Origin of the sequence: Flavobacterium nitrogenifigens (assembly GCF_003254565.1) — a bacterium.
GTDB lineage: Bacteria > Bacteroidota > Bacteroidia > Flavobacteriales > Flavobacteriaceae > Flavobacterium > Flavobacterium nitrogenifigens.
Window position 1 is genome coordinate 147,317 of sequence record NZ_QJRI01000169.1, and the last position, 13,040, is coordinate 160,356.

Here is a 13,040-nt window from a genome sequence, read left to right on the forward strand (position 1 = left end):
ATGTTTGTGGTTGATAGTTTGTAGTTTATGGTTTTTGGTTTGTAGTTGATCGTTATTTTTTTGTTGCAATTAACTTCTGCAAAGTTTTTAGGTAGCCATCAACCATCAACCATAAACTATAAACTATAAACCATAAACTATAAACTATAAACCATAAACCATAAACTATATGCGATTATCAACCGCAAAAGATGTTTTACCAATATTCGCCAATAGTAAAGCCGCCGCACAACTTGTCCAAACCGAATAGTCTAGAGGCGCTTTTACTGAAACCGAAACCGACATGGCAAAAGCAAAAAAGAACATTAAAATAGTAGTTCCTAAAGCGGCAAGTCTCGTTTTGAAACCAAATAATAGTAGAAGACTCAGTAAAACTTCAAAGAAAGTGGCAATTCCTGCCAGAATTTCTGCTGTGGCTTTGTTGGCAAAAGAATTTAGGGTTTGTGTGTAGATGACAAAGTTTTCCCAATTTCCCCAGGCGACTTGGTGAGATCCCGGTGCGCCCCAAACTCCAAATCGGTCTGCTACGGCCGAAAGCATTGTGATTCCTAAAACTATTCTTAAAATTAAACCTGCTTCTAATATTGTGATGTTTTTCATTCTATAATTAATTTTTGATTTGAAGATGTTCCAGGTTCTTCTTAACCAAAGTTTTGTTTCCAACTACTTTAAAACCAAGCTTTAAATACAGTTTTTTTGCACTCGGATTGTCTTCTTCAACCAGTAGACCTAAAACCTCTTTATTTTTATGAACGTATTTATCAATCAAAAATTGCAATAATTGAGAACCAATTCCTTTTCCCTGATGTTTCGGATTCACACCTAAAGAGTCAATGTAATACTCTCCAGCGCGTGTTTCCAATTCTGGGTCGAATTCTGGATTATGGTGTTTTCGAACATATTCGACTATCGGAGCACGTAATTCTTCAATGTCTGCACCGTTATAAATATTTACTGCACCAATAATTTCGCTGTTTTCCTCAGCCACAAAACAGTTTTGATAAGAATATTGATTGTTCTCACTTTCAACGAAATATTGCAGGAAGTCTTTCGCGGAAGCGTAATCTTCCTTTGCTATAAACTTGTAAATGATATCTTCCATCGCTAATAATAATATGGGAGCAATATATTTTGAGTCTGATTTTTCGGCTTTTCTTATATTCATAGTGTAGTATTTTTAGCAAATTTAAGGCTTTATTTAAACACATAGAAACATAGTTTTTCTTTGTGCTGAAAGACGTTTCACTAGTTTAAAATACACATAGGGATTGATCTAAAGCTTTGCGCAAAAAAACTTAGCCTCTCAGCAACTTAGTCCCGATAGCCATCGGGATAGTATCTTTTGAAGAAAATATACAAATATACGCTCAATATATACCAATTAAGAGATTTCAACTCGCCTTATATTTGTAATATAGTTTTAATTTAAACATTAAAAAGAAATGAAAGCAATAGGATTTAAAACATCATTACCCATAGAAAACCCAGAAAGTTTTATCGAATTTGAAGCCGTAAAACCAATTCCAGGGCCACATGATTTATTAGTTAAAATTGACGCGATTTCAGTAAATCCCGTCGATTTTAAGATTCGCCAGAATAGCGCAAAAGATACTGTTTTAGAAACTCCAAAAATCATTGGCTGGGACGCTGTCGGAATTGTTCAGGCAGTCGGACAAGACGTTACTTTGTTTGAAGTGGGAGATCCTGTTTATTATGCTGGAGATATTACCAAACAGGGAAGCAATGCCGAATATCAGATTATTGATGAAAGAATTGTGGGCAGAAAGCCTAAATCATTAAGTGTGGAAGAATCAGCTGCAATTCCGTTAACGGCTTTAACTGCTTGGGAAATTCTATTTGACAGAATCAGAATTACGGCTGATAAAGATAAAGGAAAATCGATTTTGATTATTGGCGGAGCAGGAGGAGTGGGCTCGATTGCGATTCAATTGGCCAAGAAAATTGCGGGTTTAACCGTTATTGCAACAGCGTCGCGTCTTGAAACAATAGAATGGTGCAAAAAGCAGGGAGCAGATTTTGTTGTTGATCATAAAGATTTGGTTTCTTCTGTGCGAGAAGCTGGTTTTGAGTATGTTGACTTTATTTTAGATTTTGTAGATACCAATGCTTATTGGGATACAATGGTTGAATTGATTAAACCACAAGGTCATATTGCCTCAATTACAGGAAGCAGCGATCTTGTTGCATTAACCAAACTGAAAAGCAAAAGTGTTTCTTTTTCTTGGGAATTAATGTATACGCGATCTATGTACCAAACAGAAGACATGGTAGAACAGCATAACATCTTGAATATTGTAGCAGATTTGCTGGATGACAGTATCTTAAAGACAACTTTGAACACGACACTACACGGACTTACAGCCGAAAACCTAAAGAAAGCACATGAACTTTTGGAATCAGGAAAGACAATTGGAAAGATTGCCATTAAGCTGTAAAGCTTAAAATGGAGTTAGTAATGGTTGAAAAGACTATTTGGAATTGTTTTAAATAATATTGTTTTTTAAATAAGAAAATTTTGTATTTTCGTCGGCTTACAAACCCAATTGAATATAAATTTTTAACCTAAACAAAATTATTTATGATTTCAAAAAACACAGACCTTGGATTATTGCTATTGCGTTTAAGTACTGGTGGATTAATGCTTTTTCACGGTGTTTCTAAACTGATTCACGGAATTTCCTTCCTTGTCGAAAACATGGGCGCATTTGGTTATGCGGTTTACATTGGCGAAGTTTTAGCTCCAATTGCCATTTTATTGGGATTCAGAACTAGAATTGCAGCAGTTCTTTTGGCAATAACTTGTGTAGTGGCAGTTGCAACGGCGCATGCTCAGGAGGTTTTCTCAATTAGTGAGCATGGCGGTTATGCTTTAGAATTGTTAATGCTTTATCTTTTTGGCGCTCTTGCATTGTTCTTTACTGGAGCGGGTAAATATGCCGTTTCTAAAAACAGTCAGTGGGATTAATTTGCTGGCAATTATATAAAACAAAGAAAGCTCTAAATTTCGATTTAGAGCTTTTTTTATTTTATGCCTTTCATTTTGAATGTATCATCTTATCATTTTGATAAGCTTTTATAAATTGACTAAAGTTTATTTTTATTATTTGTTTTATAATGAGGGTGTTATTGTGGTCTTAGTTGCTGTGGCATGCCTTTTGTTTTTATGTTACGGATTATTAAACGAGCCTTTAATTATAAAATATTTAAAAGAATATGAAAACAAGTAACAAAAGAAATAAAGAGATCACAAAAACGTATTTTTCAAATAAATCTAGACGAAACAAAGATCGATTTGTCAACTTAATGGTGTTTACGGTAGTTCTTTTTATTACTGTAATGCTTATAGCTAAAATAGTTTAGTGCCATAGTATGAAAACCATTCAGGATAGGAGAGAAATAGCTGTTTTTTCTTCTGATGAGAAAGTTAGTGACTCGTATGATTTTATTATTGAAGAGGCAACGATTAAGCATGTTTTCTATATAAATGATATTTGTGAAGAGACATTGTTATCTGCCAAAGCCCGTGGAACTGGGATTTCAGGACGACCACCAGAATTACTCGAGAAAAAAATAAAAGAAGGAGAAGCTATTATTGCATTTACGCCAGATGGAAAATGGGCAGGTTTTGCTTTTATTTCTTCTTGGGAAAACGGAAGATATGTTTCTAATTCTGGATTAATTGTTGCCCCTGAGTTTAGACACACTGGCTTAGCCAAAAGAATAAAAAGAAAAACCTTTGAATTAAGCCGTAAAAAATACCCAGAAGCACTTGTTTTTAGCTTAACGACAGGTCTTGCCGTTATGAAAATGAATCATGATCTTGGTTTTGAACCCGTAACCTATCTAGAATTACCAAATGATGAGCTTTTTTGGGAGAACTGTAAAAGCTGCATCAATTGCCCGATTTTATTAAGCAAGGAAAGAAAAAACTGTTTGTGTACTGCTATGCTGTATGATCCAAAAAAATCTGACGCTAATAGTTAATTTGTTACATCAATTTGATATTGGTAGTAATTGACTAATTGTTCAATTGAGAGATTATCAAGATTGATTCGTATTGGAGAATTGAAATTGGTAAAAAAAACTCCTTTTGATTTTGCATTAAAACATAAAATTAGTGAAAGAATAGAAAAACAAGACGAACAGCTGAAATTCGAAAAAGGTTATGATTGCGATTATGGGCTAAATACTAATAAAGAAGATGGCTTTGTTCATACAGTAGCAATAAAAGAAAATTATTAAAGTATTTATTTAGGTGTTTTTGTGTAATTATTTGTAATATAGTTTTATATGTTAAAATTATATAGACTAAGAACACCTTTAGATCAAGTGCTAAAAATGATTGTCTTGCCGTTTTTGCTTTAGAAATTCTGCACTCTCCAGGTGCATCAAATCAGCTAAAATTTCCTCAAATAACTTTAAAAACAGGAGAGAAGTGTCATGAAGTCTCTTTGTACAAAATTTAGGTTGAAAAGTAAGTTTTTTTGAGTTGAAAAATTAAAAATTTAGAAGCATTAAAACGAAGAAAGTTTTGATCTTTTTTTAGGAAACAGAAAATTGTTTTTCACTATAAAATCGTTGTTTTTTGATATGATTTCCGCTATAGAGGTTTTCTATAGTTAATATTTAACTATTTGATTTTTAGTTTTTAAATTTAATTAATTAAACAAAAAGTTTAATAGTTGTAATAGAGAGGATATTTGAGTCTGTTAAGGCTGGTTTGTGTTTTTGTTTGTAGTTCTCGGGAGAAAGAAACGGACAAAAACCGGGTTATAAAGAGTCTCCAAATTTATTGGGAGATCCAACATTTTTTTTTCGAAAATGGAGTTTAGTATCTGTATGGAATGACAACTGGAGATTTTCTTAATGAAGAAGGTTTTCGCATACACTTTTTCAGATTTTAGATTTTAAAAAAAAATGGAAAAAATGCTTTGAAGAAAGAAGACGCTTAATGGAAAAAAAAGTTTTTTTGAACGCCAAAGATTTTTAAATAGAATAATAATTTTTGCATTATTTATACTGCTAAAGAGAATTACACTCCATGATAATTTGCTTGAGTTATTTCAGAATGATTTTAAGGCCTAAATATTTAATTTGGACATCTTGTCTGATTCTCTCTTTTTTGTTGGTTAGGATGAATAAAAATGCCTTTATTGCGTGTGTTTAGTTTGTTTCGATCTAGAAAAAAATGGCAAATAGTTTAATCATTAATAAAAAAAGATGTTGTGATCATATAGAGTAGATAGTTTTGCTAACCCAAAGTGAGTCTGCCCATTTTTTAACATTTTAACCTGCTTTTAACACAGATGTAATTTTAATATTGTCTATTTCAGTTCAGATTCGTACATTGTTAAAAATTACAGATCATGACTAAAAAAATAGAAGATTTAATTCCGCATCGTGCCCCATTCCTTTTTGTGGATGAAATTATTTCTTATACGACAGAAACAATCATTGGTTTAAAGACGTTTACAGAAAAAGATGCTTGGCTTCAGGGCAGTTTTCCCGATTTTAATTTTGTTCCAGGAACTATTTTAATTGAAGCAATGGCGCAGTGTGGTGGTGCAGGTATAAAACTTTTAGGGATTGCAGATGGCGTTTTTGGCTTGGTTAGCTTAGACAAGGTTGAGTTTTTTGGAGGTGTTGAGTTCGATAAACTCGTTAAATTTGTGGTAAAAAACATTCGCACAAGCGAAAAAATCATAAAACAGTCGGGTGAAGCTTTTGATGAAGATAGGTTGATTATGAAAGGTGAGTGGATGTGTGTTAAGCTTCAGTGAGAGAGTAGAAGTAAGACGATAGAAGCGAGAAGCTAGATAGTAGAATATTTAGTGGATGTTTAGAAAAGAGTTTTTTTAAAACTAGTTTTTTTAAGTTTCTGAGAAGCTAAATATTTATAGCTTGGAATAAAATTTTATAGTAAAAAGCTCCGGAGGAGCGACATGTCTAGCTAAGAAATATGTTGCTCCTCCGCAGCTTTTTTAATTGGCCATATTGTATTTCTATAAATATTTCACCCCGCTGGGGTTTTACAGAAGAATAAATTTTATGAATATTACATATAGCAAAAAAGCTGTCCTTTCGAGACAGCTTTTTTTTACATTTTTGTGATGATGAATTCGCTTCGGCGATTGACTTGATGCTGTGCTTCGGTACACGGCACTCCGTTGGAGCAATTATTGATTAACTGTGTCTCTCCGTAGCCAATTGCGCTTTCTATTCTTTCGGGAGCAACTCCTTGAGAAATTAAATAATCTCTTGTGGCTTTTGCTCTTCGATCTGACAATTCGAGATTGTATTGATCGTTGGCTCTTGAATCGGTATGCGATTCAATTTTGATCACAACAGTGTTATACTGATGCATTAAGAGAACTACTTTATTTAGTTCTATTGCAGCATCATAGCGGATGTCTGATTTGTCTAAATCAAAGTAAATAATTCCGATTTTTATTTTTAAAAGACCATTTTCGCGAACAATCAAAGCTGGATCTAAACCTACTAAAGCTTCGGTTTTTCCTGAACTGTTTGCTGTTACAATTGCTTTTGTATTGTTGTTGTAATTCTCTTTTGAGACTTCGATCGTATAAGGCGTATTGCAATTTACGTTGTTATTAAAATCGTATTTTCCGTCCAATTGAGAAACGGTTTCAGCCACTTTTATTCCATTAGCATTTTTTAGCGTTACCATGGCTCCAGCAATTCTGTTGTTTGAAATGGCATCAAAAACGTAACCGCTTATAGCTTGATTGCATGACCTTTCAAAAGAGTAAATATCATCATCGCCTTTTCCGGTTTTTCTATTCGAACAGACAAAACCTTTATTGGTTGTTTCGTTTACAATATAGCCAAAATCATCTCTGTTGCTGTTTAGTGGCGCTCCAAGATTGGCGGGAGCATCAAAAGCACCGTCATTTATTCTGCTTTCGAATACATCTAGACCTCCTAAGCCTAAAAATCCGTCAGAAGAAAAATATAGTGCCTGATCAGTGATGTATGGAAACATTTCGCGTCCTGTGGTATTTATTTTTTCACCTAAATTCTTTGGCTGAGAGAATTGATTGTTGCCTAAAATATCCACTACAAAAATATCTGTAGAACCAATTGTTCCTGGCATATCTGATACAAAATACAGTTTTTTCCCGTCTTTGCTTACCGACGGATGTCCAACAGAATAACCGTCGCTGTTAAAAGGCAGTTCCTGAATCTCTTTCCAAGAAACTGTGCCATTGCTGTTTTCTACGGCTGTAGCAGAAAAGATTTTAAGATTATTAATGCCTTTGCTGTCACGTTTCAGTTTTCCGTTGTAATTGTTTCGGGTAAAATAAATCGTTTTTTCATCTGGAGAAAAGGCAATGCAGGCTTCATGATATTTGGTGGTGATATCTTTGGCAAAACGCTCTTTAAAAGTAACATTTGATTGTGTTTCGCTAATTTTTCCCAATTGCATATTCAGGTAAGGCTGATCATTCCATCCGTATTTTTCAGTTTTAAAATAAGAAGAATCAATTGTGGTCGAGTACACCAAATCACCTTTGTAAAATATCGGACCAAAATCAGAGTAGGCTGAATTGATATCCAAGTTTTCGAGTACAAATGAAGGCTTTATGTTTTCGATATCTTCTAGAGTTACATTTTTAAGCGAAAAATTCTTAGCTCTTGGGTCTGTCGATTTTTGTTTTTCAGCAAAGGCTTTCATCCATTTTTTCGCAAGTTCGTAATTCTGTATTCCTTGTAAAGACTGGGCATAGCGGAATAGATATTCAGCAGAAACTTCATTGGGATAATCCGCAATCAGCTTCCCGTACCATTTTGAGGCACTTGACATTCTGGTATTAAAATAATAAGCATCTCCAAGCCGCTGAAGCGTTTCTCTAGAAGCATCTCCATTATTTATGGAAAGCTCATACGATTTTGCGGCTTCAACATAATACATCTTGTCAAAAAGCGCATCGGCAGTTTTGTTTTTGGTTTGTGAATAAATCAGCTGTATAACCAATAATGCGAGTATAGTAATTGTTCTTTTCATAGACTATCCGTATTAAAAGAATCTTGGTGATTTTAGTCCTTTTTTGCGTGAAACCAGTTCAAAGCGAAGCATGATTTCATGTGTGCCACTGTTGTAGTTCTGCAAAGCAGTTGTAGTATAATCGTAGGCATAGCCGGCCATAATCATTGGTGTGATCTGAATTCCGACCAAACCGCTAACAGAATCAGATGTACGATAGGAAACACCAAGTGTTAGAGCATTGTTGAACATAAAATTGGCAGATATATCGGCAATTATTGGAGCGCCGGCTACATATTTTAGGAAAACAGCAGGTTTGAATTTGGTATGTGCCGAAAGGTCAAAAACATAACCTCCAATAAGATAAACGTGTATTCTCTGATTGACCAAATCTTCGCTGATATCATCGTAAGTATAACGTTCTCGGGTCATGAAATTTGGAACGGAGAGCCCAATATAATCTCTTTCTCCATGCCAGTACAATCCAGCACCGATAACAGGCAGGAATTTATTGGTGATGTTTTCACGAAATTGAACATCAGGATCTTTGTAGCTTCCTTTAGACCAGTCGATATTGATGACGCGGCCACCGCCTTTTAATCCAAAGGAAAGCTTGTGCGTTTCACCAGATTTAATGGTATATGAGAAATTAGCATCTAAATATTGTTCTTCTGTTGGCCCAATTTCGTCATTTACAATTGAGATTCCGAGACCTACATTTTTTCCCACAGGTGTGTCCAATGAAAAGCTTTGTGTGTCAGGAGCGCCTTCAAGACCAACCCATTGTGTTCTGTAAATTCCAGTTATTGCGAGATGCCCTAACGAACCTGCGTAAGCTGAATTGACAGTAAGCGTATTGTACATATATTGTGTATACTGAGGGTCTTGCTGCGCGACAGCCCCGTATACTGAAAGTATACTTATTATCGTGAAAACCTTTTTAATATTTTTAATCATAGCCAATATATTTTGGTTAATCCTATTCTTAATTTGAAAGCCTTTATGGTTTTATTTTAGATAAAGCCATCCAGAGGTTTTTTTAGATCCATCTCCTAAATCAAGAATATAGAAATAGGTGCCTTCGGGAAGTGTTTTAGCAGAGTTTTCCTCTTTACCGTCCCAGGTGTTATCATACCCTTTTTTATAATAAACCAAATTACCCCAGCGGTTAAAGATCTCCAGCTGATTATCAGGATATCTTTCGATACAATCGATATAGAAGTAATCGTTTTGTCCATCATCATTTGGTGAAAATTCATTGTAAATTTTCAGACAGTTTGGCGAAACGGTTGCACTATCTTGATTGTTTGCGGAATTGGTATCTATCTGATCTAGTTTTACTAAATGTGCTGTATTTAGATAATCATTGAAATCAATCACTTTAACCGTTAATGTTAGTGTTTGGACCGCTCCAGTGTTAATCGATGGAATACTCCAAATGCCTGTTTTAGGATTATAAGCACCAGAAGTCACGGTTGAGCTTACAAATGAATATCCTTTTGGCAATGCATCCTGAACTTCTACATTAGTGGCAGTTATATTACCTCGATTTTCTGCTGTAATGGTAAAAGTCACTTGCGTATCCATCGGAACTTCTGTTTTATCTACTTCTTTATTAATGGCTACATCAGTAGAAGGAACATTGATAAATTCAGAATCTTCATCATCCTCGCTCTGATCTCCGTTATCGTTATTTGGAGTTGAATCTGGATCAAATTGATTGCTGGCAGTTACTTGCGCAATGTTAACATAATCAGTATTTTCTAGGCCAAGTGGGTTGGCTACAGTTGCCTCGTATGTTAGGGTAATACCACCTACAGGAACGGTTAAATCGACCCATTTTATAATGTCTTTGCTGAAGATACCTCCATTATTGATATTCGAAATATTCTTGAATCCAAGCGGTATCAAGTCTTCAACAGCCACACCGGTAGCAGTGCTTGGCCCGTCATTATTAAGCTGAAGTGTAAATGTTACGACTTCGTTTACATTGGCGTTTTTGTTGCTGGCTGTTTTTTCCAAACTTAAATCGGCAACTGCAATTTTAATTTGTAAACTGTCATAATCATCTTCTGTTGTAACTCCGTTATTTGGAGTCGAATCAGGATCGGGCAGGTTACTGGCAATAACCTCGGTTATATTTGTGTATTCGCCTGCTGCGCCTGTTGGTTTATTCACTGTTGTATAAATATCTAGCGACTGATCTGTTCCGGTAGGAATATTTCCGACATTCCAAATACCTGTGATATAGTTGTATAAACCACTTGTAGGGCTACTTGTCTGATACGTAAATCCAGGTGGCAGCAAGTCTTTGACTCTTACGCCAGATGCATCTCCAGGGCCATCATTAGTAACAGTAACTGTAAAAATTACCGTTGAGCCTACATCATGAATGGCATCTTGATTAAGAGCTGTTTTTTTAATAGATAAATCTGCCATTACGATAACTGGTGTAACAGAAATACTGTCGTAATCATCCTCAGTAGTAACTCCGTTGCCAGGTGTACTATCTGGATCATGCTGATCTGCGGTCATGATTTCGGCTATATTTAAATATTCGTCTGTAGTGCCTGTTGGAGCTTTTACAAAAACATTTAAAATTAAAGTATGGCTATTTCCAGGCAGTATAATTCCAGGAGTCCATTCGCCAGTTGTAGGATTATAAGGGCCTGAAGTAGAATTATAGAAAATGTAATCATACCCAGATGGCAATACATCTTTTATAGTTACACCCGTGGCATTGCTCGGACCTGAATTGGTTACTGTAATCGAGAACGATATCTGCGAACCTACTGCAGGAGTAAGTATGTTGTTAATTACTTTTTTCTCTAATGAAAGATCTGCAACGGCAGGAACAGGAGTCACTATTACAGAACTAATGTCGTCCTCGCCACTAGCATTATTATTTGGTGTCGAATCTGGATCCAGTTCATTAGATGCATAAACTTCTGCAATGTTTTGATAATCGCCTGTTAGATTTATTTTTGCACCAATTAATAAAGATTCTGAACCGCCATTTGGTATAGTTCCGACTTCCCAGATTCCGGTACTATTAAAATATTGCCCTGCTGTAGAGCTATATACAATATATTCATAACCACTTGGCAGAAGGTCTTTTACCTGAACACCAGTTGCGGTTTGTGGTCCGCTATTTGTTACGGTTATTTCAAATGTAACGGTTGCTCCAAATATTGGACTTAAATTACCGCCAACTATTGCTTTTACAAGTGATAAATCGGCCATTGGAACTACAGGAACAGTTGCTATTTCTGCATAATCATCTTCTGTAGTAATTCCGTTGTTTGGAGTTGAGTTAGGGTCAAGAAGACTGCTTGCTGTAACTTCGCTTGTATTTAAATAATTGCCTGAAGCGTTTACAATAGCTGTTAATTGAAGTGTTTGAGAATCGCCATTTATCAACGAGCCAATCGTCCATTTTCCTGTTACATTGTTATAAGTTCCTTTTGTAGCGGTAAAACTAGAGAATGTATATCCTGATGGAAGCAAATCTGTCACTTCAACTCCTGCTGTGGTTTCTGGTCCTTTATTGGTAATGATTATTTCAAAAGTAACAGGAGTGCCAATAAGGGGAGTTGGATTATTAACTGTTTTAGTCAGTGATAAATCGGCTGTCTGTTGAGTTGGCACAACTCTATTGCCAATGGTTGCATAATCATCTTCGCTTTCAATTCCATTATTTGGAGTAGAATCGGGATCAGGAAGATTGCTAGCGGTTACTTCTGCAACGTTTGCATAATTTCCAGAAGCATTTACAACTGCAGTTATTTGTAGCACTTGAGAATCACCGTTAAGAAGTGAACCAATGTTCCATTTTCCTGTAGTCTTGTTATAAGTTCCTTTGGTAGCAGAATAGCTGCTGAAAGTATAACCGCTTGAAAGTAGATCTGTTACTTCGACTCCAGTTGTATTCTGCGGACCGTCATTAGTTACAACAATTTCAAAAATTACTTGTGTGCCTATAAGAGGGCTTAGGTTATTTACTGTTTTAGTTAAAGACAAATCTGCTGCTTGCGCGTTTGGAGTAACTGTTGCCGTTGCGTAATCGTCTTCTGAGGTAACTCCATTGTTTGGAGTAGAATCTGGATCAGGAAGTGCACTTGCTGTTACTTCGGCTACGTTTACATAATTTCCTGTAGGATTTACTATAGCTAAAATTTGTAAAGTCTCTGATTTTCCATTTATCATATTGCCAACTGTCCATAATCCAGTCGTTGGATTATAGGTTCCTGTTGAAATAGTGAAATTAGAATATGTGTAACCACTTGGAAGTAAATCGGTAACTGTTACGCCCGAAGTATCTTGAGGCCCGTTATTGGTTACAATAACTTCAAAAGTAACTAAAGAACCTACTAGAGGATTGCTATTGTTTACTGTTTTTGTTAATGATAAATCTGCAGATTGTGCTGTCGGAGTAATAGTCGCTGTAGCATAATCATTTTCAGTAGGAACTCCATTGTCAGGAGTTGAATTCGGATCTGGAAGACTGCTTGCTGTTACTTCAGCCACATTTACATAATTTCCTGTAGCATTTACGACAGCTGTTATGCGAAGTGCTTGTGAATCTCCATTGATTAGCGAACCTATGATCCATTTACCTGTTGAAGCATTATAAGTTCCCTTTGTAGCACTGTAATTAGCGATAGTATAACCAGAAGGCAGTAAATCGGTAACTTCAACTCCAGTGGTATTCTGAGGTCCATTATTGGTAACAATTACTTCAAAAATAACAGGAGAACCCACTAATGGAGTTGTATTGTCTACTGTTTTAGTTAAAGATAAATCTGCAACTTGAGCATTTGGAGTGACTGTTGCCGTTGCATAATCGTCTTCTGTTGTAACCCCATTGTTTGGAGTAGAGTCTGGATCGGGCTGGCTGCTTGCGGTGACTTCAGCCACATTTACATAATTTCCTGTAGCATTCACTATAGCTGTTATCTGTAAAGTGTGAGTGGCTGCAATTGCCATATTTCCAACTGTCCATAAACCTGTTGCT

10 protein-coding genes are annotated in these 13,040 nt (G+C 35.6%); 5 read left to right on the forward strand and 5 right to left on the reverse strand.

The window, feature by feature from the left end; genetic code table 11:
- Nucleotides 1–165 precede the first annotated feature (165 nt).
- Together DM397_RS07530 and DM397_RS07535 are read right to left on the reverse strand one after the other, a co-directional pair.
- The gene (locus DM397_RS07530) at nucleotides 166–600 is read right to left on the reverse strand and encodes a DoxX family membrane protein (protein WP_111376938.1); all 435 of its coding nucleotides are present in this window, start codon (nucleotides 598–600) and stop codon (nucleotides 166–168) included.
- A gap of 7 nt (nucleotides 601–607) precedes the next feature.
- A complete protein-coding gene (locus DM397_RS07535; RefSeq protein WP_111376939.1) occupies nucleotides 608–1,165 on the reverse strand; it encodes a GNAT family N-acetyltransferase in 558 nt (185 codons plus the stop codon).
- Nucleotides 1,166–1,442: 277 nt separating this feature from the next.
- Between DM397_RS07535 and DM397_RS07540 the strand changes: the two genes are divergently transcribed.
- From DM397_RS07540 to DM397_RS07565, 5 genes are all read left to right on the forward strand, one after another.
- Nucleotides 1,443–2,456, forward strand: a complete 1,014-nt coding sequence (locus DM397_RS07540; protein WP_111376940.1) for a zinc-binding alcohol dehydrogenase family protein — start codon at nucleotides 1,443–1,445, stop codon at nucleotides 2,454–2,456.
- A 143-nt stretch (nucleotides 2,457–2,599) separates the two neighbouring features.
- A complete protein-coding gene (locus DM397_RS07545; RefSeq protein WP_111376941.1) occupies nucleotides 2,600–2,986 on the forward strand; it encodes a DoxX family protein in 387 nt (128 codons plus the stop codon).
- 404 nt (nucleotides 2,987–3,390) lie between these two features.
- Complete coding sequence (locus DM397_RS07555) at nucleotides 3,391–4,005, forward strand: GNAT family N-acetyltransferase (protein ID WP_111376943.1); 615 nt, start codon at nucleotides 3,391–3,393, stop codon at nucleotides 4,003–4,005.
- Nucleotides 4,006–4,035: 30 nt separating this feature from the next.
- Entirely contained in the window at nucleotides 4,036–4,263 is a 228-nt protein-coding gene (locus tag DM397_RS07560; protein WP_111376944.1) for a hypothetical protein, read from the forward strand.
- 1,124 nt (nucleotides 4,264–5,387) lie between these two features.
- Complete coding sequence (locus DM397_RS07565) at nucleotides 5,388–5,801, forward strand: 3-hydroxyacyl-ACP dehydratase FabZ family protein (RefSeq protein ID WP_111376945.1); 414 nt, start codon at nucleotides 5,388–5,390, stop codon at nucleotides 5,799–5,801.
- Nucleotides 5,802–6,118: 317 nt separating this feature from the next.
- Here the strand turns inward: DM397_RS07565 and DM397_RS07570 are convergent, their stop codons facing one another.
- From DM397_RS07570 to DM397_RS07580, 3 genes are all read right to left on the reverse strand, one after another.
- Nucleotides 6,119–8,047 carry an OmpA family protein gene (locus tag DM397_RS07570; protein WP_111376946.1) on the reverse strand — a complete coding sequence of 643 codons (1,929 nt, stop codon included), beginning with the start codon at nucleotides 8,045–8,047 and terminating at the stop codon, nucleotides 6,119–6,121.
- Nucleotides 8,048–8,059: 12 nt separating this feature from the next.
- Nucleotides 8,060–8,983, reverse strand: coding sequence for a PorP/SprF family type IX secretion system membrane protein (locus DM397_RS07575; RefSeq protein ID WP_111376947.1), 924 nt, complete (start codon nucleotides 8,981–8,983; stop codon nucleotides 8,060–8,062).
- A gap of 51 nt (nucleotides 8,984–9,034) precedes the next feature.
- On the reverse strand, nucleotides 9,035–13,040 hold a 4,006-nt coding region (locus tag DM397_RS07580), incomplete at its 5' end, for a T9SS type B sorting domain-containing protein (RefSeq protein WP_162615473.1).